General features: G+C 67.8%; 19 protein-coding genes and 2 pseudogenes. 6 read left to right on the forward strand and 15 right to left on the reverse strand.

Annotated features, from left to right (window positions below; all coding sequences use genetic code 11):
- Positions 1-156: 156 nt before the first annotated feature.
- On the reverse strand, positions 157-5,907 hold the full coding sequence (locus tag ACFYXC_RS12680) for an amino acid adenylation domain-containing protein (RefSeq protein WP_389550178.1): 5,751 nt from the start codon (positions 5,905-5,907) through the stop codon (positions 157-159).
- Positions 5,908-5,988: 81 nt separating this feature from the next.
- Positions 5,989-6,153: an MbtH family protein gene (locus tag ACFYXC_RS12685; RefSeq protein WP_389550181.1), complete on the reverse strand. Its 165-nt coding sequence runs from the start codon at positions 6,151-6,153 to the stop codon at positions 5,989-5,991.
- Between the two features lie 1,475 nt (positions 6,154-7,628).
- On the opposite strand from ACFYXC_RS12685, the gene ACFYXC_RS12690 reads away from it, so the two are divergent.
- Complete coding sequence (locus ACFYXC_RS12690; protein ID WP_389550184.1) at positions 7,629-8,909, forward strand: ISAs1 family transposase; 1,281 nt, start codon at positions 7,629-7,631, stop codon at positions 8,907-8,909.
- A 248-nt stretch (positions 8,910-9,157) separates the two neighbouring features.
- On the opposite strand, the pseudogene ACFYXC_RS12695 reads toward ACFYXC_RS12690, so the two are convergent.
- The 10 genes and pseudogenes from ACFYXC_RS12695 to ACFYXC_RS12740 all read right to left on the reverse strand — a co-directional run bounded on the left by ACFYXC_RS12695 (position 9,158) and on the right by ACFYXC_RS12740 (position 17,359).
- A pseudogene (locus tag ACFYXC_RS12695) lies at positions 9,158-10,335 on the reverse strand (IS701 family transposase).
- Positions 10,336-10,477: 142 nt separating this feature from the next.
- Positions 10,478-11,470 (reverse strand): aldo/keto reductase, encoded by a 993-nt coding sequence (locus ACFYXC_RS12700; RefSeq protein ID WP_389550187.1) that lies wholly within the window; start codon positions 11,468-11,470, stop codon positions 10,478-10,480.
- Positions 11,471-11,559: 89 nt separating this feature from the next.
- Complete coding sequence (locus tag ACFYXC_RS12705) at positions 11,560-12,483, reverse strand: helix-turn-helix domain-containing protein (protein WP_389550190.1); 924 nt, start codon at positions 12,481-12,483, stop codon at positions 11,560-11,562.
- Positions 12,480-12,903 (reverse strand): annotated as a pseudogene (locus tag ACFYXC_RS12710) (ISAzo13 family transposase); the annotation flags it as partial. The gene ACFYXC_RS12705 and the pseudogene ACFYXC_RS12710, both read right to left, overlap by 4 nt.
- On the reverse strand, positions 12,843-13,664 hold the full coding sequence (locus ACFYXC_RS12715; RefSeq protein WP_389550193.1) for a transposase: 822 nt from the start codon (positions 13,662-13,664) through the stop codon (positions 12,843-12,845). The pseudogene ACFYXC_RS12710 and the gene ACFYXC_RS12715, both read right to left, overlap by 61 nt.
- A 252-nt stretch (positions 13,665-13,916) precedes the next feature.
- The gene (locus ACFYXC_RS12720) at positions 13,917-14,111 is read right to left on the reverse strand and encodes a transposase (RefSeq protein ID WP_389550195.1); all 195 of its coding nucleotides are present in this window, start codon (positions 14,109-14,111) and stop codon (positions 13,917-13,919) included.
- 70 nt (positions 14,112-14,181) lie between these two features.
- Positions 14,182-14,763, reverse strand: coding sequence for a rhodanese-like domain-containing protein (locus ACFYXC_RS12725; protein ID WP_389550198.1), 582 nt, complete (start codon positions 14,761-14,763; stop codon positions 14,182-14,184).
- 81 nt (positions 14,764-14,844) lie between these two features.
- A complete protein-coding gene (locus ACFYXC_RS12730; RefSeq protein ID WP_389550201.1) occupies positions 14,845-15,594 on the reverse strand; it encodes a sulfite exporter TauE/SafE family protein in 750 nt (249 codons plus the stop codon).
- Positions 15,591-15,953 carry a rhodanese-like domain-containing protein gene (locus ACFYXC_RS12735; protein WP_389550204.1) on the reverse strand — a complete coding sequence of 121 codons (363 nt, stop codon included), beginning with the start codon at positions 15,951-15,953 and terminating at the stop codon, positions 15,591-15,593. The genes ACFYXC_RS12730 and ACFYXC_RS12735 overlap by 4 nt, the downstream gene beginning before the upstream one ends.
- 44 nt (positions 15,954-15,997) lie before the next feature.
- Positions 15,998-17,359 carry a rhodanese-like domain-containing protein gene (locus ACFYXC_RS12740; RefSeq protein WP_389550207.1) on the reverse strand — a complete coding sequence of 454 codons (1,362 nt, stop codon included), beginning with the start codon at positions 17,357-17,359 and terminating at the stop codon, positions 15,998-16,000.
- 274 nt (positions 17,360-17,633) lie between these two features.
- Here ACFYXC_RS12740 and ACFYXC_RS12745 point away from each other — a divergent pair, with 274 nt between their 5' ends.
- The 3 genes from ACFYXC_RS12745 to ACFYXC_RS12755 all read left to right on the forward strand — a co-directional run bounded on the left by ACFYXC_RS12745 (position 17,634) and on the right by ACFYXC_RS12755 (position 19,224).
- The gene (locus ACFYXC_RS12745; RefSeq protein ID WP_389550210.1) at positions 17,634-17,903 is read left to right on the forward strand and encodes a metal-sensitive transcriptional regulator; all 270 of its coding nucleotides are present in this window, start codon (positions 17,634-17,636) and stop codon (positions 17,901-17,903) included.
- A gap of 193 nt (positions 17,904-18,096) precedes the next feature.
- Positions 18,097-18,510 (forward strand): transposase, encoded by a 414-nt coding sequence (locus ACFYXC_RS12750; protein WP_389550213.1) that lies wholly within the window; start codon positions 18,097-18,099, stop codon positions 18,508-18,510.
- A gap of 327 nt (positions 18,511-18,837) precedes the next feature.
- Complete coding sequence (locus ACFYXC_RS12755; RefSeq protein ID WP_389550216.1) at positions 18,838-19,224, forward strand: transposase; 387 nt, start codon at positions 18,838-18,840, stop codon at positions 19,222-19,224.
- A 29-nt stretch (positions 19,225-19,253) separates the two neighbouring features.
- Here ACFYXC_RS12755 and ACFYXC_RS12760 read toward each other — a convergent pair whose 3' ends face one another.
- From ACFYXC_RS12760 to ACFYXC_RS12770, 3 genes are all read right to left on the reverse strand, one after another.
- Positions 19,254-19,601: a transposase gene (locus tag ACFYXC_RS12760; protein ID WP_389550219.1), complete on the reverse strand. Its 348-nt coding sequence runs from the start codon at positions 19,599-19,601 to the stop codon at positions 19,254-19,256.
- Positions 19,558-19,959 (reverse strand): transposase, encoded by a 402-nt coding sequence (locus tag ACFYXC_RS12765; protein ID WP_389550222.1) that lies wholly within the window; start codon positions 19,957-19,959, stop codon positions 19,558-19,560. Before ACFYXC_RS12765 ends, ACFYXC_RS12760 begins: the two co-directional genes overlap by 44 nt.
- A gap of 94 nt (positions 19,960-20,053) precedes the next feature.
- Positions 20,054-20,629: a FadR/GntR family transcriptional regulator gene (locus tag ACFYXC_RS12770; RefSeq protein ID WP_389550225.1), complete on the reverse strand. Its 576-nt coding sequence runs from the start codon at positions 20,627-20,629 to the stop codon at positions 20,054-20,056.
- A 328-nt stretch (positions 20,630-20,957) separates the two neighbouring features.
- On the opposite strand from ACFYXC_RS12770, the gene ACFYXC_RS12775 reads away from it, so the two are divergent.
- Together ACFYXC_RS12775 and ACFYXC_RS12780 are read left to right on the forward strand one after the other, a co-directional pair.
- A complete protein-coding gene (locus ACFYXC_RS12775; protein WP_389550227.1) occupies positions 20,958-21,488 on the forward strand; it encodes a flavin reductase family protein in 531 nt (176 codons plus the stop codon).
- Between the two features lie 61 nt (positions 21,489-21,549).
- The gene (locus tag ACFYXC_RS12780; protein ID WP_389550230.1) at positions 21,550-22,722 is read left to right on the forward strand and encodes an acyl-CoA dehydrogenase family protein; all 1,173 of its coding nucleotides are present in this window, start codon (positions 21,550-21,552) and stop codon (positions 22,720-22,722) included.
- The last annotated feature ends 28 nt before the right edge of the window (positions 22,723-22,750 follow it).

Below are 22,750 nucleotides of genomic sequence, written 5' to 3' on the forward strand. Positions count from 1 at the left end.
ACGTCGATCGTGTTCAGCACCGATCGAGCGCTCTCGGAATCCAGCACATCCGTCGGCCGGCCGTGCTCCGGCCCCGGTTGACGGGCAGGGCGGGAGCGGAGGACAGGAATTACTTGGGAGATCTCCTGTCCTCCTCCACCTCGCCCCCGCCGTCGCTCAGTCGAGCGGCTGCGGTTCTCCGGCCAGTTCGAGGAGGTGGCGCCGTAGCGCGGTGGCGATCTCCGCTGCCTCGGGCGCGGTGACGGCGTCCGGGCGGTGGTCCACGCGCAGGGCCAGCTCCGGTCCGTCCAGGCGAACTACCAGGGAGAGCGGGTAATGGGTTCCGTCGTGGACCGTGACGGAGCGGACCACCGCCTCACCCAGCTGCGTGGTCGCGGCGGTGTCCAGGGGGTAGTTGTGGAACACCACATGCGCGGTGAACAGTTGGTCGTGGCCGAGTTCCGCAGCGATCGCGGGCCATCCCAGATGCTGGTGCGGTACCTCTTCCGCGTATTCCTTCTGCAGACGCACCGCCAGCTCGGCGATGGACGTTCCCGCGTCGAGGCGCACCCGGACCGGCACGATATTGGTATGCAGCCCGACTATGTCGGCCATGCCCGCCACGTCAGGGGAACGGACCGACGCTGTGGCTCCCAGCAGCAGGTCCTCACTGCCGGTGACGTCCCGCAGGACCAGCGCCCAAGCGGCGCGGATCATGGATCCGAGTGTGATGTCCCGCTCGCGGGCGTGCCCGAGGAGGGCATCGGTCTGCTCCTGGGGCAGCCGGAAGGCGTGGTGGTCCGGCAAGAGAGTGGGGTCGGCCGCGACGGCGGGTGCGAGGAGGGTCGGCTCGGCGTCCTTCAGTGATGTGGTCCAGCTGTGCAGCGCTGCGGTGCGATCTTGGCTGCTGAGCCGGTCCAGGTGCTGGTGGAAGCCGGGCGCGGGGTGGAAGGGCGCGTGCCCGTCCGAATAGTGGCGGAACACTTCACCGAGGAGGAGGGACAGGGACCAGCCGTCGACGACTGCGTGATGCATGCTCAGCAGCAGGGTGTGGCGGCGCGGCGTGAGTCGGAAGAGGTGGGCGCGCAGCAGGGGCGGGTGTGCCGTGTCGAATCGATCGGCGCGGTCCTCGGCGATGGCGGCGGCGAGCTGGGCGGCCTGAGAGGCGTCGTCTCCCGCCGAGAGGTCGCTGATGCGCCAGGGCAGATCCACGTGGTCGACGACGACCTGAAGGCCGGGTGCGGGGAAGCAGGACCGCAGGGCGGTGTGACGGTGCAGGAGGTGGTCACAGGCGGAGCGGAGGCGGTCGGGGTCAAGGTCGCCATCGAGGTCGAGGACCGTCTGGACGGTGTAGACATCGGGGCCATGTCCGGTGCGCAGGGTGTGCTGGAGCATCTCCTGCTGAAGCGGGGTGACGGGCAGGATGTCGACCAGATCCGCGTAGGCGGATTCCAGGGCCTCGAGCTGTTCCGGTTCGACGCGGGCCAGTGGGAAGTCGGACGGGGTGTGGCCCCCGTCGGCACGTCCGAGGGAGGACAGGCCACGCAACGCGGCGATCCACATGTTGGCCAGCATCGCGGCGTCTGCGTCCGTGAGGCGGGAGCGGTCCCACGACCAGGTCGCGGTGAGGACGGCGCCGTCCGGCCGCTCCTCGGTGAGGGCGTTGAGTTCGAGGGTGTGCGCGCCCGCCATACGAGGGTCGCGGGCTCCCCCGAAGGCGGTGACGGCGAAGGTTCCGCCGCCGACGCCGAAGCGGCCCAGGTAGTTGAAGAGGATCTGCGGAGTGGGTCGTCCGTCGAGGGCGCGGTGGACATGACGCAGCAGTCCGTATCCAAGGGCGCCGCCGGGGGTCGCGGCGAGTTGTTCCTTGATGTGTTTGACGGAGGTGGCCGGGTCGTCGTCCGGGGTGAGCGCGACCGGGTAGATGCTCGTGAACCATCCCACCGTGCGGGAGAGTTCCGCTCCGGCGACGGCCGACTCCTCTCGTCCATGGGTCTCCACGTCCATCAGGACCGGGGCGCCGCGGATGCCGCGCCAGGCATCGACGGCACGTGCTGTGGCGGTGAGCAGGATGTCGGCGACGCCTGTGTGGAAGGCGTCGGGGACGGTGGTGAGTAGGCGCTCGGTAACGTTGGCCGGCAGCTCGACGGTGAGTTCTCCTCGGCCGGTGCCGCCGGTCTGGGCGCCGAGGAGGGGGTCATCGGCGTCGAGGACGCGCTCCCAGTGGGGCAGTTCGGCGGTACGGTCGGTGGCGGTGAGCGCGGTGGCCCAGCGACGGAAGGACGTCGGCGGGACGGGAAGCGAGGTCGCGCCGTCGGCCCATGCCTGAGCGAGGTCGGTGCTCAGGACCCGCCAGGACACGCCGTCGACCACGAGGTGGTGGGCGACGAGCAGCAGACTTCCCTCCTCGTCCGGAGCTCCCTCGCGCCAGACCGCGCGCAGGACGTCTCCCGTCGCAGGGTCCAGGAGGGTGGCCGCCTCCTTTCGGTGGGCGAGTGGGTCGCCTGTTACGCACTGGAGGTTGACGGAACCGGTGTCCTCGACGTGGAGGCTCCAGGGTGCGTCGAGGCGGGCGCGGAGCAGGTCGTGGCAGTCCACAAGCGCCTGGAGGAGCTGGTGCAGGCGGTGGCGGTCCAGGCCCGCGGGGGTGCGCAGCAGTACCCACTGGTGGTACTGGTCGACGGGCTCGTCGCGGTCGGCCAGTGCGCGGAGGACCGGAGTGAGCGGGATGGCGCCAGTAGCATCGTCGCCGTCGCCGTCGCGGATGCCGATGATGGGAGTGGCTACCCGGGCAAGGGCCTCGGGTGTGCGGAGGACAAACACGTCGCGGGGGGTGAGTTGCAGTCCGGCGGTGCGGGCGAGGGAAACCAGTTGGATCGCGATGATGCTGTCGCCGCCGAGGTGGAAGAAGCTGTCGGCGACGCCCACTGCCTCGAGGCCGAGGGCATCGGCGAACAGCGCGCACAGTTGGCGTTCGCGGTCGGTGCGCGGGGTGCGAGAGAGGTCGGCCGCGGCACCGTAGTCGGGTGCGGGCAGGGCGCGGCGGTCGGCCTTGCCGTTGCGCGTGAGCGGCATCCGCTTCAGCACGACCACCGCGGCAGGGACCATGTGTTCGGGGAGCAGGTGCGTCGCGGTCTGCCGGATCGCGGCCGGGTCGAGGGTGACTCCCTCGGCGGGAACCGCGTAGGCGACGAGCCTCCGGTCGCCCGGGGTGTCCTCGCGCACCACGACGACGTTCTGGGCGATGCCGGGGTGGTGGCCCACCGCGGACTCGATCTCGCCGAGCTCGATACGGAAGCCGCGGATCTTGACCTGGTCGTCGGCACGGCCCAGGTACTGCAGGGAGCCGTCGTCGGTCCAGCGGGCCAGGTCGCCGCTACGGTACATGCGCTCGCCGGGGTTGCCGTAGGGACAGGCCACGAAGCGGGTCGCCGTCAGCGCCGGCCGGTTCAGGTAGCCGTCGGCGACGCCGGGCCCGGCGACGTACATCTCGCCGGTGGCACCAGGCGGTACCGGGGCCAGGGACTCGTCGAGCAGGTACACCCGCAGGTCGTCCAGACCGTGGCCGATCAGGCCGCCGGCGCCGGGTACACAGTCGTTGCGGTCGAGGGCGAGCTGGGTGACGTGGACGGTGGTCTCGGTGATGCCGTACATGTTGACGAGGGTCGGAGCGTCCTCGGGATGGCGGTCGTACCAGTCGTTGAGCCGGGTGAGGTCGAGTGCCTCACCACCGAACGTGACTGTGCGCAGCGCCAGTCGGGCGCCCAGGTCGGGGTCCTGCCGTTCGGCGTCCATCAACTGGTAGAAGGCCGAGGGGGTCTGGCTGAGCACGGTGACCTGCTCGTCCACGAGGAGCCGCAGGAAATCGGGGGTGGAGCGGGTGACCGAGTGCGGCACCACGACCAGTCGGGCGCCGTGCAGGAGAGGTCCCCAGATCTCCCAGACGGAGAAATCGAAGGCGTAGGAGTGGAACATCGTCCACACGTCGTCGGGGCGGAAGCCGTATTGGCGGTCGGTGGCGGCGAACAGACGCACCACGTTGTGATGCGGTACGAGCACTCCCTTGGGTCGGCCGGTGGAGCCGGAGGTGTAGATGACATAGGCGGGGTGCGCGGGAGTGAGGGGCCGTATCCGGTCGGCGTCGGTGACCGGGGTGGCGGGGTGCCGGGCAATGGCCCTGCGGGTGTCCTCGGCGAGCAGGGACTTCGCGCCGGGCAGCACGTCGTCGTGGGACAGGACGAGGGCGGGCCGGGCGTCGTCGTGGAGAGCGCGGAGGCGTTCCTGCGGGTAGGTGGTGTCCAGGGGGAGATAGGCGGCGCCGGCGGTGACGACGGCGAGCATCGCGGTGACCATGTCGACGGACCGGGGCAGGGCCAGGGCGACGAGGTCGCCGGGGCCGATCCCCAGCGATATCAGCCAGCGGGCCAGCCGGTTGGTCTCCTCCGACAGTTCCCGGTAGGTCAGTGAGTGCGTCTCGTAGGTGACCGCGATCCGGTCGTGGTGCTCATCGGCCCGTGCCGCGAATCGGCCGGCGAGGGTGTCGGCCGTGGACGCCGCCGGCAGCGCGGATGGGGCGGGCAGGAGTCGGGTGCGCTCGGCAGGGCTGAGGACGTCGGCGTGGCCGAGGGGCTCGTCGCCGAGGAGCGTGAGCGCGGTCAGGAACCGGTGGAACCGCTGTTCCAGGACGGCGACGTCCGCCTCGGTGTACAGCAGCGGGTTGGCATCAAGGGTGACCTCCAGACCATGGCCGTCGGACCGGTCGTAGACGATCACGGAAAGGTCGTCCGTCGCAGTGCCGGAGAGGTAGTGCGCCTTCGCCGGGCAGGTGCCGAACGTGACGTCGTAGGTGAACCGCATGACGTTGACGCGGCTGGTGAACAGCCGGTTCTCCCGGGCTAGTGCGCCTTGGTCGCGGCGCAGGTTGGCGTAGTCGTACTGCTGGTGTGCGAGGACGCGCTTCATCCGGGTGGAGACGTGAGCGAGGAGTTCGGGCACCGTCATCCTCGGGTCCGGGGTGAGGCGGAGGGGGACCACGTTGGCGTACATGCCCGGCGCAGCCTTCTCCTCGTCGGTGCGGCGGGCCGCGGTGGGCAGACCGATGACCTGTTCCGTGCATCCCGTCATGCGGGACAGGAACGCGGCGACGACGGCAACGATCACCGCGACGGGGCTGGTGCGCGCGTTCCTGGCCAGGGCGGCGACGCGGTCGGTGGTCTCCGGTCCGACGTGACTCGTGGTGCGCAGGGACAGCTGGGCGGGCGCGGGCGGACGAGCGGAGAGGCTGACAGGTTCGGGGAGCGCGTTGACGTACTCAAACCAGAACGCGCGGTCGCGAAATGCCCGTTCGGACGCCTTGTAGGCGCCGTCTGCGGCGATCAGCGCGGACAGCGGCGCGAACGGGGTCGGCCCCGGGTCCTCGCCGGCCGCGAGGCGCGTATAAATCTCCCCGGCGCGCCGGGCGAGGAGTGCGCCGGTGTAGCCGTCCACGACGATGTGGTGGTCCATGTGCACCCACAGGTTCAGGTCATCGGCTAGCCGCAACACGGTGAAGGAGAACAGCGGTCCCTCGGTGAGGTCGAAGGGACGCTCCAGAATCGCGCGGATGCATTCGTCCCGCGTCTCCGGCCGGTCCCGCAGATCGACGACGTCCAGCGACCACTCCACCACCGGCTCGACGAACTGGCGCACACCGTGCTCGTCACTCTCAGTGAACCTCAGCCGCAGGCATTCCGCCTCGGCCACCAGCCGCCCGAGCGCCAATTCGAACAGGGCCAGATCAAGAGGGCCAGTGATCTCCAAATATTCGGCCACGTTGTGCGCGACCCGGGTCGCGTCAAGATGGTGGGCATACCAGATGCCGGTCTGCGCGCGGGTGAGCGGAAAAGGCACGGACGAGGCGAGGGCTGGGGCGGTGGAGGGTGTGTGCACGACGGAACTCCTCAAAAACGGAAGAACGGGCCGATGCCCGGCTACTGATGGCATGTGTGGAGGCGGCTCCAGGGCCGGAGGTCAGCGCTCCTCAACGGCTGCGAGGCAGGCGTCCCGGCTGCTCTCAGCCAAGAAGACGGCCCAGCTGGCCGGGACCTCAACGGTGACCGGCCACAGCGACTGGTGACCGGTCTCGTTGACCAGGACCAGAAAGCGTCCGTCGGGATTGTCAAATGGGTTCAGCACTCTTGCCTCGCAGGGGTGTTGACTGCCGAAAAAGGCAGTGCGGAAGAGGGAAGTCCTTTGTGGACAGCAAAAAGGGCCACGAAGTGTGTGTTGGAGCGCGGTTCAAATGACGGGGATGGTGTCGCCGTTGACCTGGAACTGGGTGCCAGTGAGCCACTTGGCGTGGCAGGGGAGGAAGGCTATGATCCGCCAAAAAGTGCCGCGCACGTCAGTCAGGTACAGACGGCTATGAGAAATCGGCAAGATTTATGTAAGCCCCCCCGAGGAGCGAGACTATCTGCTGATTTCCGGACCCGAAATTGGTTTAACTACCTGACAGTCGCGGTCGGGTTGCCGGTTGGAGTCGTGTTCAGGGTGATGTCATTCACCCGGCCAAACAAGGGCGCCCATTCGCGGACTGTCACCTTTCTTCGCACGAAATGGTTGCACACATAACACCCCTCCGAAAGCACCTGACCCGCGCATGATTGAGTTCACCGAGATCCGCAGGGCATGACAAAGGCGACAGAGTGTCTGAATTTCTGTGCATCGCGAGATGCAGCGGTGACGGATCGAGACGAATACAAGAAGGCGGCTGCCTGTGTTTTTGCGTGCGAGATCGACATCTGTGTGATCTCGTTTATCCGATACACCGTACTGCTGCATCAGATATGAGGGCCTAGTCTCCGCGAACGCCATACACACCTATTTTCGCGCGCAAGACGCTCCTCCACTCAAAGAGCAACGACTCAGGGAAAACGGATGCATCATTCAAAATCCGACGCAGGCTCGTAATTAATTCGAGATCACCCGTCAGGAACTTCCCTCGACTGAACCATTCCGGAGTACACTTACCAGTCCCACCATAGTCCATCTCACAACCCATTCGGACACTGCTACGCGAACCTCGAAATCTTCTTCCCGATGTTCTGCGATTTGCATGAATGCCCTTTCCATATCTCCGTCGTTTCGGCGGGGAGTGTTCCACACGACCGTCGCAGACACTCCATACGTCCGGCAGTCCATCCGGACGAATAACTTCCAAATGAGCGCTACTGAGTACGGTTAAATTCAAATCCTCCTTGAACTCGACGCGCACTAAACAATCCCTTCCCGTATAAGGTGTGCGATAACACATGTCAAAATCGACCCATATAAATTATTTGATGTCACCTTCTCATCCATGCGGCCTCCGGTCGCGGAAAAATCGCCGTCAAACAATACGAGGGCCGCTGGTGGGATCCGATGCGTCTTACCTTCCAGCACGTGACACTTATTGGTCGTCACGCAGACGCGGTACTCGGCATACCGCGCTGGGTGTATTTCTCGGCCTGCGGGTCCAGGACGGTTGCAAGTTCCGGGATCGGGTAGATCGTCCGCTTCCAGCGGGAGTTGACGCAGCAACAGCACAGGCACGAGACCGGTGATCATCAGGGTGTCTACGCCAGCTGATCACATCCAGGTCCCGTGCCTGCCGCTCCCCGGTCCCTGCCGTATTGGCGAAACTGGGCCCCCTTCACCAGAACGACACCGGCCGCCTGCGCGCCCACCTCCAGCGCGTACCCGACCTGCGTTCGCGTCGCGGGCAGTGGTATCCCCAGGTCGGCCTGCTGCTGATCTGCGCCTGCGCAGTCGTCTCCGGCGCCTGGGCCATCACCGAGATCTGCGAGTGGGGACAGCGCGCCACCACCACGGTGCTGGAACACCTCGGCATCCGCCGCCATCTGCCCGGACGCCGGCGCGCCCCGTCCCATGCCACTTTCACCCGGCTCCTGGCCGCTCTCGACGGCGATGCCCTGGACGCCGCGATCGGCGCCTACCTGGCCGGACATAACCACAACCACACCGGCACCGGCTTGGCGCCGCGGCCGGCGATCGCGGTGGATGGCAAGGCATTGTCAGGCTCCGCGCACCGGCAGCAGCGCCACCGGCACCTGCTGTCCGCCGTCACCCACGCCCCCGCCGTGACCCTGGCCCAGCGCGAGGTGAGGGCCAAGACCAACGAGACCGCCGCTTTCCGCCCGCTGCTGGAACCTCTCGACCTGGCCGGCACCGTGGTCACCTTCGACGCCCTGCACAGCGTGGACCAGGTGCGCTGGCTGGTACAAGAGAAGAAAGCCCACCACATCGCGGTGATCAAGGGAAACCAGCCGATCGCGTCGGCCCAGCTCAAGGCCCTGCCGTGGGAACAGGTGCCCGTGGCACGCACCGTCTCCGGCACCGGGCACGGCCGGCGGGAGTCCCGCTCGGTCAAGACCATGGCCATAGCGGCGAACCTGGGTGGCATCGCCTTCCCCGAAGCACGGCTGGCCCTGCGCAGCCACCGGCGCCGCCAGGAGAGCGGCAAGCGACAGACCCGGGAGACGGTCTACGCCGTCACCAGCCTCGACACCCACCAGGCCACCCCTGCCGACCTGGGCGGATACGTGCGCGGGCACTGGGGGAATCGAAAATTTCAGCCACCACGTCAGAGATGTCGTGTTCGCCGAGGACGCCTCCACCGTCCACACCGGCAACGCGCCACGGGCGATGACCGCTCTGCGGAACCTGGCCATCGGCAGACTGCGACTGCTGGGAGCCGACAACATCGCCAAGACCACCCGAGCCATCCGGGACGCACCCGAACACGCCCTCTGGACCTAGGGCATCACCGACAGCCCACTCCTACCGGGAACTTGAAGCCGCCCTGCTGCGGGTCTGCCCGGAGGCCGTGGTGTGCCAGTCAGCTGTTTTCAGCCTGCTGGCTGAGCTGGGCAGTTGGGCTGACAGGCAGGTGAAGCCCCTGGTAGGTGGGTTTTCGACCAAGAGAATCTTCTTCACCAGGAGCTTCGTGCGCTTGTTTACCCGTCCGGTACCGACGTGTCCAGCTCCACCCTGCGGTTCCTTGCCGCCCGGCTACGGACCCGCCGCCGCGAGCGCGGAACGCGCTAGTACTCCAGTGCCATTTCGTGATCTATCCAGCTGGCTCGTCGGTGGCCCGTCGTCGGTAGTGGCTGCGCCGGGCTGTTGCCTGGTGGTGTCTGCGTCAGGTGGACCAGTGCAGCACTTGGCCACTGACAGGGCCGGTAGGTGGAAGACGACGGCAAGCAGATGGCGGATTTCCGGGACGGTCAGCGCGATAGGGTCTCGGCTGCGGGCGGGATGGTGCGGATCGGCGGGCCGGTCGGGGGCCGCGGCGAGGGCGGTCAGGAAGGCCAGGGCGAGGGTGACGTGCTGGTGCCAGGAGGTCCAGTTGCGGACCTGGTAATGGTCGAGTCCCACCTGGCCCTTGGCGGCCTGGAAGCATTCCTCCACGCTCCGGCGACGCGGACCAGTTCGGACAGGGGCGCCTGGGCGGGTGACCAGCACAGGTAGAAGGCGAGTTCGCCGGTGGTCCGGTTGCGGCGGATGAGCAGGTGGCGGCGGCTGCTGGCGCCGATGTGCTTCCAGGCCCAGTCGTAGTAGCGCGGGCCTTTCGCTCCATTGCCGGCGCTGTGGCGGTGTCAGGCCATGGCGGGCAGACGGCCAGCGATGGTGTCCGCGCGGAGGGGAGTGCGGCCGCAGTTGATGCGGACCCGAATCGACCAGGCGATGGCCATGACGTAGCCGATGCCACGTTTTTCCAGGGGTGTTCGCAGCTGCGGGTCCTGGCCGTATGCCTCGTCGCCGGTCACCCAGGAGGCGGTGATACCGCCGTCGAGCGCGGCAGCGATCATCTCACCGGCCAGGCGGGGCTTGGTGGCAAAGTCCACCTCGTCGGGTACCCCGGCGGCACTCGGGATCGGTGCACGAGGAGTGCTCGGGCAGGTAGAGGCGGCGGTCGATCAACGCTCGTCCCCGACGGGTGGCGTAGGCGAGGAACACACCGACCTGGCTGTTCTCGATGCGTCCGGCGGTGCCGGTGTACTGCCGTTCCACACCCGCCGAGGCGGACCCCTTCTTCACGAAGCCGGTCTCGTCCACGACCGGGACGCCGCCATCGGTGCCGAGGTGTTCGGCGGCGTAGGCGCGCAGGTCGTCGCGGACGGCATCGGCGTCCCAGCGGGCGAAGCGCAGCAGGCGCTGCATCGGCCCGGGCCGGACGTGACCGGCTTGTTCGGCCAGCTGCCAGCAGTTCTTCCGCTCAACGCCCGACAACAGCCCGAGCAGATAGGCGCGGGCCGTCCTCTGCGGCTCAACCCGCCCGAACCGGCCCGCGATCCGGGCCGTGACCCGGTCGAACATCGCCCACCAGCGGTCAGCGTCTACGCTATGGCCCGCGGCCACCGCACGATCTTCAGGAGTCCACACAACCCCGATGATCACGCGGTGGCCGCACCCGTTCCCGGCCGGGTCCGCGACAACATCGCCAAGTCAGACTGGAGTCCTAACCCCGAGCGACCTCAGCGGTGTGCGCGGGGGTGTAGCGCTCGCCCATCACCTGGTCGCTCAGCGGGTCCAGCGCGGCCAGTGCCTCGGCGTCCAGGGTGAGCTCCAGCGCGGCCGCGTTCTGTTCCAGCCGGGCCGGGCTGCGGGTGCCCGGAATGGTCGCCACCGCCACCCCGAGCCGCTCGGCCTGGGCGTACACCCAGGCCAGCGCCACCTGGGCCGGGGTTGCACCCAGCCGGTCGGCCACCTCGCGCACGGTCTGCGCGATCTTCTCGTTGGCCTCGCCCGCCTCGCCGGCGAAGCGGGGGTTGGTGCGCCGGAAGTCCTTCTCGCCCAGCGTGGAGCGGTCCAGGGTGCCGGTCAGGAACCCCCGCCCCAGCGGCGAGTACGGCACCAGCCCGATCCCCAGCTCGGCCATCACCGGGGTGACCGCCTCGACGTCGCGGGTCCACAGCGAGTATTCGCTCTGCACCGCGGTGATCGGGTGCACCGCGTGCGCCCGGCGCAGCAGTTCGCCGTCGATCTCGGACAGGCCCAGATGGCGGACCTTGCCCGCCTCGACCAGCTCGGCCATCGCCCCGACGGTCTCCTCGATCTCCACGTCCTGGGGCGGGCGGTGGGCGTAGTACAGGTCGATCACCTCGGCGCCCAGCCGCAGCAGCGAAGCGTCGCAGGCGCGCAGCACGTAGTCCCGGGCACCGCGGATGCGGCGTGCCCGGTCACCGGCGCTGCGGTCGATGCCGAACTTGGTGGCCAGCTGCACCTGGTCCCGGCGGCCGTGGATGGCCCGGCCCACCAGCACCTCGTTGTGCCCGGTGCCATAGGCGTCGGCGGTGTCCAGGAACGTGATGCCCAGCTCCAGGGCCCGGTTGATGGTGGCCAGGCCGCCGTCCCAGTCGGCGGCTCCGTAGCTCTCGCTCATCCCCATGCACCCCAGGCCCATCGCGCTGACGGTAAGACCGGGCGAGCCGAGCGTGGTTCGGGTGATCATGCGCGGATACTCCTCCTGCCCAGCGGACCGGGCGGTACCTCGAGGGCTGACGAACGCCTCCGACGCTAGGACTTGGAGCGCGCTCGAAGTCAAGCCGGAGGACCGGCCCCCGCTGGCGGGTCAGGCCGGCGGGAGCGGGCGAGGGCGAAGCGGTCCACCGGCAGCAGGTCGCCACAGGGCCCGGACACCGCGCATCTCCCGATCGTCTTCCCCAGCGGGTGCAGCGATCCAGCGGCCGGACCCGTTCCCAGCAGGCTCAGCGACAAGATCGCGAAGTCAGACTGGAGTTCTAGGAGCCGGTAGAACTCCTCACCGTCGATCCGGCGAGAGCCTTCGACCTTCCCGTTCAGCCGTGGTGTCCGGGGTTTTATGTAGGCGTGGCCGATGCCCTTGTCAAGCACGTGGAAGTGGAAAGCGGACTGGAACTCGGCTCCGTTGTCCGTCTGGATCACCTCCACCTGGAACGGCAGCCTCTGCAAGACGTAGTCGACGAACTGGATGGCGGTGGACTGATTGAGCGTCGGATGGATCTTCAGGACCCGCAGCCGGGTGCAGTCGTCGATCGCCGTGAACTGGTAGTACTTGTTGCGGTCGCCGCTCGGGCCTTGAGGCATGGAGGCGAGTGGTTCGGTTCGATGAACTTCACGTCGATCTGCACCCGGGTGGCCGGGCAGCTGCTTCTCGTACCGCTTCCATCTGCGGTCGTGGCGCTTGTATCGCTGTGAGGTCGGCAGGCGTCCCATGTCCAGGCGCTTGAGGATCCGCCACACGCCCGACTTGCTGATCGTGACCTCGTGGTACCGCTTGAGGTACATCGCGATCTTCTCGGGCCCGAAGTGGTAGTTCTGCCGGGGGTAGATGATCTTGCCGACGACCTCTACACGCGTGGCGTTCGGGCCGCGCTTGGGCGCCCTCGAGCGAGTGCGCAACTCTTCGATGCCTTCGGCTTGGCAGCGGCGGTACCAGCTGTAGTACGCCTGCCGACTGATGCCTAAGGGCTCGTAAAGAATCAAGACGGTGGTTTTGCCTCTGCCGTGAGGGTGATTCCGTGTGCGGTTGCGTAGACGTGGAGGCCGGTGAGGTGTGGTCAGGTGTGTCGCCGCGGGGCCGGGAGTGTGTCCGTGCTGGTCCATGAGCTGTCTGATCTCGCCGGTGGCCTCGCGGATGGTGTCCTTGCTGACGGTGAACAGGCGGGCGAGCACGGTGGGCGACAGGCCGAGGCGCTGGTGCTGCACGGTGGCCAGGACGCGGTCGGCCAGGCCGAGTTTGGCTTTGCGGCCGCCGCCAGGGGCTCGGTGTCGGGTGCCGCCGTCGCGTCGGGTAGTGCGGTCCGGGGCGTGGAGTGCCTGCCAGGGTGAGGCCAGAGCTGTGGTCAGCTCGGTGGCTGGTCGAGGTCGGCTTGGTCGGCGAGCAGGGCGCGGAAGACGCGGTCGGAGATGCGACGCCGCAACAGTCGCAGGGCCTCCGTCTTGGTGCGGAAGTTCGCGACGAGTTCGGCGGCGATCGCCGCGAGTGTCCCACGGTGCTGCATCAGGGCGTGGGCCAGCTGGTCCAGGACGCACAGGCGGCGTAGGCCACGCGAGGCGACGGCCAGCTCGGGGTCGAGCTCGTGCAGGAACCACCGCAGCTTGTTGCCAATGGCGGTGCGCTGAGCGACCAGGGTCCGCCGATGATCGACCAGCAGTTTGATATCCCGGCTCGGCCCGTCCAGGCACGCTTTGGGCAAGTCGGGTTCGCGCAGAGCGACCCGGGCCACCGCTTCGGCGTCGATCGGGTCGGACTTCCCGCGCTCCCGGGCCGAGCGTCGTGCGCCGGCCATCAGCCGGGGGTGTACTCGTACCACCGCGTGTCCGCTGTTGAGCAGGTCGGCCTCGAACCAGCGGGTCAAGTGGCGGCAGTCCTCGACTGCTACCAGCACCGGACCGTAGCCATGCAGCCAGGCCAGCGCCTTGAGATGGTCGACGGGTCTGGCGGCCACGGTCAGTACCGCCAGCCGTTTTCCCAGTGGGTCGACCGCCACCAGCGTGTGCGTGTTCTTGTGTCCGTCTATCCCGACGACGATCAACGTGCCTCCCTGCGACGATGCCGGAGCCGAACCGAATCGTCCGGCGCCGGGGGCACGCCTCAATCGGGCCAGCGGCACGCTCCTATCAAGCCACACCGCACCGGACGGACTGCGACCGGCGGGCGGCACATCGCCGACAAGCCACCGCCATGCGGGGCAGCGAAGAAACGAGCCAGCCCTCCGGTCGACAGGATCCTGCCACCGGAGGGCGACACATCAAGGACCAACCACCACAGGTGAGTTCGGCCCGTGCACACCCACCGGTCTCCAACAGCCTGGCATTGACGCGAAGAAAGCTGTCGCCCGCTTGAGACCTCGACATCCTCCCGCAGCCGGCGGTTTCCCGCCGCAGTGCGGCCAGTTCCTCGCGTTCACTGCTGGTCAGACAGTCGCGCTCGTCCGCGCCGACCTCGGGTTGGCTGACCCACAGCGCACTGCCGTCTCGGTCAGGTCGAAGTCCTTGGCGATCTGGCCGACCAAGCGGTCACCGCGCCGGCACAGCTCGACGATCTCGGCCTTGAACTCCGGCGTGAACGGACGGCGAGGGCGTGGCTTCTTCTTCCCCGTGCTCTCCATGATGGACATCCTCCCGGGGCAGAACCCCTGATTTCAGATGTCCGTCAAAGCGGATCAAGCCCAAAGGAGTTCAGCTGCGCAGGGCGTTGAGGGTGGCGTCGAGGTGGGCTGGGCGGGGGCGGTTGTGGGGAAGTTTGGCGAGGATGGCGGCCATGCCACAGGTGTTGGTGAGGGCGGAGTAGAGGAGTCCTGCTGCGATGGCGGTGGAGATGAGGTGGAAAGCGGGGTGGAGGAGGCCGAGGCCGAGGCCGAGCAGGACGATGGTGCCAGCGGTGAGTCTGACTTGTCGTTCCATGGCCCAGACGGTCTTGGGGACGTCGCAGGCTTGCGGGTGGTGGAGGTCGAGACCGTGCTGGGCCCAGGCGTTGGTGCCGCCTGCGAGTGTGGCGGTGGGGATGCCATGGGCTGTGAGGGTCTTGGCGGCGTTCTCGGAGCGGGTTCCGGAGGCGCAGACGAGGAGAAGGTCGGCTCGCGTGGCGGAGTCCTTGAGGGCGGGCAAAGCGCGCCGGATGTGATCGAGGGGGATGTTGTGGGCGCCGGGCAGGTGTCCGGAGGCGTATTCGCCGGGAGTGCGTACGTCGATGACGATCAGTTGATCGATGCGGGTGTGGGCCTGTGCGGCATCGAGGGTGCGGAAGGCGGGCGTGGTCATGGGAGATGAGTTCCTTTCGGCTGTGTCGGTGCCTGAGTGGGCCTGTCGGGTCCGCGAGGCGTGAGGGGATGGCTTGATGCGTCAGATGAATGCGTCGGTGAGCATGAAGAAGGCCACGGTGATCAGGATGATGGCGAAGGCGCGTTGCAGGGCGGGGCCGGAGAACTTTGATGCGAGCCGTTTGCCGTCCCAGGCGCCGAGGATCGCGGCGCCGGTGAAGGGTGCGATGACTTCCCAGCGCAGTCTGTCAGCCGTATTGGTGCGCGCGGTGAGGGCAGCGAGTGAGGTAATGGTGATGACCAGGAGACTGGTGCCGACAGCGGCTTTCATTTTCAAGCCCAGCACGCTGACCAGAGCGGGGACAGCGAGGAAGCCGCCTCCGACTCCGAGGAGGCCGGTGATCGTGCCGAGTGACGCGCCTGCTCCTGCAGCGTGGGCGGGCCGTATCGGCCGGTCCTGCTCGTTGTCGGGGCGAGGGGAGCGCAACATGTGCAGCCCGGCGGTCAGGGCGATCACAGAGAAGGCTGCGGTAAGCAAGGCTCCTGGTAGCCGGCCTGCCAGTGCTCCGCCGAGCAACGCGGGCGTGATGCCCGTCGCAGCGAAGAGCAGACCTGTGCGCCAGCGGACGTTGCCGTCGCGGGCATGGGCGTACAGGGAGGTGGCGGTGGTGGCGGTAACGATGATCAGGCTGGCTGTGGTGGCTGCGACGGGCGTGAAGTCGAGCAGGTAGATCAGGGCGGGAACAGCGAGGATGCTGCCGCCCCCGCCTAGCCCTCCCAGTGCGATGCCGACGACAGCGCCTGCGGCCAGGGAGAGGTACAAGGTGGTCATGCTATCGACCCGCTGTTGCCGCGGTGGTCGATGACGGGAAGGTGGGACGCAGCCCACACCTGCATCCCGCCGTCGACGTCCACGACGTCGATGCCGCGTGCATCGAGAAGCGCGGCAGCATGGGCGGATCGGCGGCCGGAACGGCAGACCAGCACCAGCTGGCGGCCCTGCGCCGCCGGGGGCAGGGCGGTGCCCGACATCAGGTCGGCCATCGGCAGGTGGATGGCCTGCGGAGCGTGTCCGGTGTCCCACTCGTCCTGCTCGCGGATGTCCAGCAGGACGGCTTCAGCGCTGAGGGCGGTGCGCGCGTGGGCCTGCGCCACATCGATGCGGCCCGGGCCGGGTCCGGAGACAGACATAACTGTTCCTTACAAGGATGGTGTGAGGTGCTGGCGGCGTCGGGTCAGGTGGTGACGAGGGGAAGGCCACAGGCGGCGGCGTTGTCGAAGGAGTCATCGACGACGACGATGTCCCGGCCGGCAGCGTCCAGCAGGGACGCGGCAATCCCGGCGCGCATACCCCCCGCGCAGTGCACCCAGACCGTGCCGTGCGGAACCTCGTCCATCCGTTGGTGCAGGCTGTGGATGGGGATATGGACGGAACCTCGAATGTGGCCGTCGGCCCGTTCGGAGTCACGGCGCACGTCCAGCACCACCACGTCGTCCGGTGAGGCGAGGGCCGCCATGTCGGCGAAGGTGGTACGCGGGAAGGAGGCGAGGGCCTCGCCCGGGCGCAACCAGTCGGCTGGGGTGCCGGTGGCAGCGGCGGCGGGCCGGTCGATGCCGACCCGGACGAGTTCACGCTGGGCGGCGGCGAGCTGTTTCGCATCGTCGGCGAGCAGGGTGACAGGCTTGCCCCACGGGATCATCCATGCGAGATAAGTAGCAATTTTGCCGTCACCTTCGAAGTTGAAGGACCCCGCGAGATGACCGGCTGCAAAGGCCACTCGGTTGCGCAGGTCGATGACCCATTCGCCGGCTGCAAGGCGTGCGGCTATCTGCCCGGCGTCCGCGACCGTTGGCGGGGTCAAGTCGAGAGGGGCGGGGCCGGCGGCATTGGCCGGGCCCATGTGTGCGTAGTAGGCAGGGACGTCTTCCAGACCCGCCAGCAGGTCGGCGACGAATGCGTCGACATCCTGCGCGAGGGCCGGGTTGACGTGCTTCTCCCGGCCGATGGTGGTCGCCTCGCCGTCCGCCTGCGCGGAGGAGCAGAAGCTGCCGAAACCGTGTGTGGGCAACACGGCGGTCTCGTCGGGCAGCTCAGCGGCCAGCCGGTGGGCGGAGGCGTGCTGGGCGTGGGCGAGTTGCTCGGTCAGGCGCGGTTCGACCAGGTCAGGCCGCCCGACGGTGCCAAGCAGCAGTGATCCGCCGGTGAAGGCCGCTACCGGTGCACCGGCCTCCTCCAGCACGTAGGCGGTGTGGTGGGGCGTGTGACCCGGGGTGGCGACGGCCCGCAGCTGCAGCTCGCCATCGATGGCGGCGAGATCGCCGTCGGCCACTGGTATCCGCGCGAAGGAGACGTGTGCGCCGGCCGGAACCAGGTAGGTGGCTCCGGTCAGCCTGGCTAGTTCCAGTCCGCCTGTCACGTAGTCGTTGTGGATGTGGGTCTCCGCCACGTGCGTTATCCGGACGTCGCGCCGGGCCGCGGCGGCGATGATCTGGTCGATGTCGCGCGGCGGGTCGATCGCCACCGCCGTGCGTGTTCCGCCGGCCAGGTAGTGGCGATTGCCCAGGCCCTCGATCTCGATGGTGTCGATGAAGAACACGTGCCGCTCCCACTCATGAGTTTCAGTTACCCCCGGGGGTATGAACTTCACTATACAGGTATACCCCCGGAGGTATTTTGGCCATGGTGTCGGATGGTCCGAGTGGCCTGCTGCGGCCTGCCTCCACCGTTCGTGCCGCGTTCCACCACACAGGACAACCAGGGGAAAAGTCGGAGCGGGCGGTGGGCAGCGAGGTTCAGGCGTGGCTGCGGAACAAGCTCGGCCCGCCACGGGTTGGATACCCTGAGGGGTACCTGACGCGTGAGGAGACACCATGGAAGCGGACACCGCGGCGAAGCAGGCGGTACTCAATCGGCTGCGCCGTGCGCAGGGGCAACTCGCTGGGGTGATTGCGATGGTTGAGGCCGAACGTGACTGCCGGGACGTGGTGACGCAGCTCGCCGCAGTGTCCCGGGCTCTGGACCGAGCCGGATTCAAGATTGTCGCCAGCCGGATGCGCGAGTGCATGACCACTCCTGAAGACGGCAGCACGCCCGAACTGAACGAGCACGAACTGGAGAAGCTTTTCCTTACTCTCGCCTGAACCTTGCGCGAGGGAGACATCGATGAGGGCGTTCCGCCCACTCGTCGGTGTCACTGCCGCAGGGGGCATGCCTGGCCCCTACGGCAGTCCCAAGTGACCTGCCGGGTGTGCAGCTAGTGCTGGATTCCTCTATTGCTGGACATATGTCCTGGTGGCGGGGTAGTTGCGGGTGCTCGGGGGCGGGTGCCGGGCGATGGTTCTATGGGCACGGCCGGAGCGTGACGAAGATGAGCGGGCTGTCGTTCGACGGCTGGCGCGGGCGCGGAAAACGCCGCAGGATGCGGTGATGCGGGCCCGGATGATGGAGCTGAGCTGGTCGGGGCTGCTGGTGCCTTCGATCGCCGTGGAGCTGGACTGCAGCCGGAAAACGGTCCGCTGCTGGCTGCACCGCTTCAACCGATCGGGCCTGCAGGGACTCGATGATCTGGGCGGGCAGGGCCGCAGACGGCAAATCTCCGAGCAGGAACGATCCCGGATCATCGCTCTGGTCAAGACCGTGCCGCCGGGACGACTGCGGTGGGAACCCGTCGGAAAACTGTGGGCCTTCGACGAGTCCGGGCCGGCCGAGTGGACACTGGATTCTCTGGCCGCGGTCACGCATGCCTAGGGGATCGAGGTAGGCCGCTCACAGGTGCGCCGTATCCTGCTCGCCGAAGGCGTGCGCTGGCGCCGAACCCGGTCCTGGATGCGCTCGAAGGACCCGGAATTCGTCCCAAAAGGACACGGATCATCTGTCTCTACACCCACCCGCCCGACGACGCGACGGTGATCTGCGCCGACGAGCTGGGGCCGGTGATCCCACGGACCTTCCCGCCCGCACCCGCCTGGTCACCCGACGGACGCCGGATCAAAGCCGAGCTCGACTACAGCCGCGGGCCCGAGAAAGCCTGGGCCTACGGGGCCTTTACGCGTCCGGGACGGCCAGCAGATCACCATGACCGCTTCCTCCCGCAACAGCGTCTTCCACCAGCGGTTTCTGCAACAGGTCGAGGACGCCAACCCGACCGGGGAGATCTGGATCCTCACCGACAACCTGTCCAGCCACAACAGCGTGTCCACCCGGACCTGGCTCGAAGAACACCCCCGCATCTACCACGCCTTCATCCCCGGCGGCGCCTACTGGCTCAACCTCCAGGAAGGCTGGTGGCGCATCTTCCGCAAAGCCGCCCTCGCCGGCCAGTCCTTCGCCAATCCCGACGACATCACATACGCCACCGCCCTCGCGACCAGCCAACTCAACTCCCGCGCGAAGCCATGGATCTGGGCAGACCCCACACCGCCAACCCGACAACTACGACGCCGCTATACGTACGTCATTTGAGGAATCCAGCACTACAGTAGGGTCCGTCTTCATACGGATCTTGCCCAGAGCAGGGATGACGCGAGTGTGACCGCTGCTTCGTAGGAAGTGGCGGTCTTCTCGTATCGAGTGGCGATGCCATGGAAGCCTTTAAGCCGGCTGAAGCAGCGTTCGACGACGTTGCGTTGCCGGTAGATCTGCCGGTCGAACATCGGTGGCCGCCCGCCGCGATGCCCACGGTTGTGCCGGTGTCGCTGCTGGTCGGTCTTCTCTGGGATGGTGTGCCCGATGCCACGTTTTCGCAGGCAGGCACGGAAGCTGCGGGAGCTGTAGGCATTGTCTGCGATGACCTGGTCAGGCCCTGCAGCCTGGTCGGCCCGGGACGGTGCGAGGGACACGGATGCGCTCCAGAAGAGGTTGCGCACAGATGCTGTCGTGGCGTTGGCCGGGTGTCACCAGGACAGCGAGCGGGCGTCCCTTGCCGTCGCAGGCGAGATGGATTCTGGTGGTCAGTCCGCCTCGGGATCGGCCGAGGGCGTGATCGTCCGGTTCGTCCTGCCGATGCCCCCCTTTTCGGCCCGTGGCGGCGGCGTGCTGGTGGGCGCGGACGATGGTGGAATCGATCTGGACGAGCCAGTGAATGTCGCCGGCCGCGTCGGGGTGGGCTTGGATCTGCTGCAGGGCTTGGGTGAACACCTCGGCGAGGGCGTAGCGGGTACACGGCAGGAGACCTCCCAAAGGTAGAGAGGCGCACACCCCTGGCAGAATGACCGGGATAGCAGGACAATCGTCCTCCTATGCAAGACAGTCCCGTCGTGTATTCCTCTCGGCCGTCGGCATCGCCCCCACCTCACCCTTCATCGACGGCCGTGGTCGTGTCGTGCTCAGCGACAAGCCGCAGGAGCGTCTCCTCGTCTCGCCTGTCGAGGGCGTCGACCATCGCGGCATGCAGCTCCCAGCGGTCGCGGATGTGCTGCGCGAGAGAGACGCCGGCCTGCGGCCGGACCGCCAGGGCATGACGTTCGACCAGCTCCAGGAGGGCCACATAGAGCGAACACAGAAGGGAGTTCGGAGTGATGTCGGCAACCCTGGCGTGCAGCCGCCAGTTGGCCAACACGAACTCGTCCGCGTCACCCGAGACCGCGGCCTCGGCCATGCCCTCCAGGCACACTCGGAGGTCTTTGACATCGGCTGGCGCGGCATGCCACAACGCGTCCTGCCACAACAGCGGCTCAAGAGCGTTGCGGATGCGCAGCGCCTGCGCGACATCACCCTGGGAGGCGTCCAGGGCCAGTACGGAGTGGGCGAGCCGCGTCATCGGGGTCTGCTCGGCGGCGAACAGACCGCCTCCCGGACCACGCTGCACGGTCACCACTCCCCGTGTCTGGAGCAGGCGCAACGTCTCGTTGAACGTCCCGACGGACACCCCACAGCGTGATCGGAGCTCGTCCTTCGTACCCAGACGTGTGCCAGGAGTGACACGCGCGGCCAGTTCGGCCACAGCGTCCGCCGCAGCCTCGGCACGAGACACACTTCCCGCCTGTCCCCACTCGGCGCGTCGCAACGCCGGCGGATCGACCCCCCTGCTCACGCCCGCGCCTCGACGTTGAGCATCTTCCTTACGTGCCGCCACAGCCACTCCACCCTTCGACCGGATCCGGAAAATCATTATGGCGAATACAGTCGCACCTCTTGACGCCCCATGAAACCCGGATGCAGCATCACCGTAATCATTATGACGAATGGAGATCCTCATGATCCCCTCCTTCGGTGAGCAGGCATTTCGCGATCTCATGGCCGGTGTCTGCGCCCCAGTCACCATCGTCACCGCTGCGGCGGAGGGTCTCCCCCATGGCACGACGGTCAGCGCCTTCGCTTCCCTGTCGCTGCGCCCGCCCATGGTGACCGTGGCTCTCGACCGCGGGTCCAGAGTCCTGTCCCACATCACCACCACCGGACGCTTCGGTGTGAACGTGCTCGCCCGGAGCCAGGACGACCTCGCCCTGGGTTTCGCCTGCCGCGGGGCCGACCGCTTCGCCGGCGTGGACTTCGACTTCGATCACGGCCTCCCCCGGCTCGGCTCGGCACCGGGATGGCTGGTGTGCGAGGTGACCCAAGCCGTGGAGGGCGGTGACCACCTTCTGATCCTCGGCCTGGTCACCCACGCGGAAACGACGCCGGCGGCACCGCTCGTCTATGGGCACCGCACGTTCGGCACCCACTCCGCCTTCGCCGACCGCCCTCGCCACACGATCCGCGAACACGTCGCAGCCTGCGCACGCTGATCACGCCTCCCGCCCGAACCAGGGACCACTGTCCCGCCGACGACAGAAAGAGCGCACAACGATGACGACTCATGAGGACCTCGTCGCCCGCGCCGCAGCCCTGCGGCCACTGCTGCGTGAGCACGCGGCCGCCACGGAGACCGGCCGCCAGGTGCCGGACCCGGTGATCGACGCCATCGCGGACGCTGGCCTGTTCAAGCTCGCCACTCCCCGTCGGTACGGCGGTCACCAGACGTCCATGCGCACCATGCTCGACGTGTCGACCGCCCTGGCCGAGGGTGACGGCTCCACCTCCTGGGTGGTCACCCTCGTCAACGTCTGCAACTGGCTCACCAGCCTCTTCCCCTCCAAAGCCCAGGACGACGTCTTCGGCGCCAACCCCGACGCCCGGGTCACCGGGGTACTCAGCCCGACCTCCACGACGACCAAGGTCGACGGCGGATGGCAGGTCTCGGGGCGCTGGTACTACAACTCGGGTTCCCCGCACTCCGACTGGGCCGTGCTCGGTGTTCCTCTCACGGACGAGGACGGCACGGTGGCCGACCAGGGACTCGCGCTCGTGCCCCGCGATGACCTCGACCTGGAGGACACCTGGTTCGTCGCGGGGATGAAGGGCACCGCGAGCAACTGTCTGATCGCCGAGGACATATTCGTGCCCGAGCACCGGGTCCTGTCCGTGCCCGCCGCCATCGAGGGCCGGTATCCGACCGAGCACACGGACGAGGTCCTGTCCCGTTCCGCCTTCGTGCCCGTCCTGGCCCTGGTCCTGGCAGGTCCCCAACTGGGTCTGGGCCGCGCGGCACTTGAGTACGTCATGGAGAAGACCGCCCGCAAGCCGATCTCGTACACCTTCTACGAGACGCAGGCCGAGTCGGTCGCCGTGCAGCTGCAGATCGCCGAGGCGGCCCTGCGGGTCGACACCGCCACGCTCCACGCGCAACGCGCCGCGGCCGAGATCGACCAGGCCGCGCAGAACGGGGTGTACCTCGATTTCACCCAGCGCGCCCGGGTGCGGGCGGACACCGGCTGGGCCATCCAGAACGTGCTGGAAGCGATCAACACCCTCGTCAGCGTGCACGGCGCCGGCTCCTTCGCCGACGTCAACCCCCTGCAGAGGATCTGGCGCGACGCCAACACTGCGGGCCGGCACGCGGTCGCCGCGCCGACGGTGGCGTTCGAGGTGTACGGCAAGGCCCTGCTCGGCATCGACGAGAAGATCACCCCCCTCGTGTGACCACCCGCACGACACCCCCACCCCTCGA

Origin of the sequence: Streptomyces sp. NPDC002701 (assembly GCF_042889045.1) — a bacterium.
Lineage (GTDB): Bacteria > Actinomycetota > Actinomycetes > Streptomycetales > Streptomycetaceae > Streptomyces.

What these genes read in the sequence shown, in the direction of transcription:
- ACFYXC_RS12700 (WP_389550187.1), bottom strand. Translation starts at nt 11,470, where the DNA reads ATGATCACCCGAACCACGCTCGGCTCGCCCGGTCTTACCGTCAGCGCG.
- ACFYXC_RS12720 (WP_389550195.1), bottom strand. Translation starts at nt 14,111, where the DNA reads ATGGAGAGCACGGGGAAGAAGAAGCCACGCCCTCGCCGTCCGTTCACG.
- ACFYXC_RS12725 (WP_389550198.1), bottom strand. Translation starts at nt 14,763, where the DNA reads ATGACCACGCCCGCCTTCCGCACCCTCGATGCCGCACAGGCCCACACC.
- ACFYXC_RS12730 (WP_389550201.1), bottom strand. Translation starts at nt 15,594, where the DNA reads ATGACCACCTTGTACCTCTCCCTGGCCGCAGGCGCTGTCGTCGGCATC.
- ACFYXC_RS12735 (WP_389550204.1), bottom strand. Translation starts at nt 15,953, where the DNA reads ATGTCTGTCTCCGGACCCGGCCCGGGCCGCATCGATGTGGCGCAGGCC.
- ACFYXC_RS12745 (WP_389550210.1), top strand. Translation starts at nt 17,634, where the DNA reads ATGGAAGCGGACACCGCGGCGAAGCAGGCGGTACTCAATCGGCTGCGC.
- ACFYXC_RS12750 (WP_389550213.1), top strand. Translation starts at nt 18,097, where the DNA reads ATGGTTCTATGGGCACGGCCGGAGCGTGACGAAGATGAGCGGGCTGTC.
- ACFYXC_RS12755 (WP_389550216.1), top strand. Translation starts at nt 18,838, where the DNA reads ATGACCGCTTCCTCCCGCAACAGCGTCTTCCACCAGCGGTTTCTGCAA.
- ACFYXC_RS12775 (WP_389550227.1), top strand. Translation starts at nt 20,958, where the DNA reads ATGATCCCCTCCTTCGGTGAGCAGGCATTTCGCGATCTCATGGCCGGT.
- ACFYXC_RS12780 (WP_389550230.1), top strand. Translation starts at nt 21,550, where the DNA reads ATGACGACTCATGAGGACCTCGTCGCCCGCGCCGCAGCCCTGCGGCCA.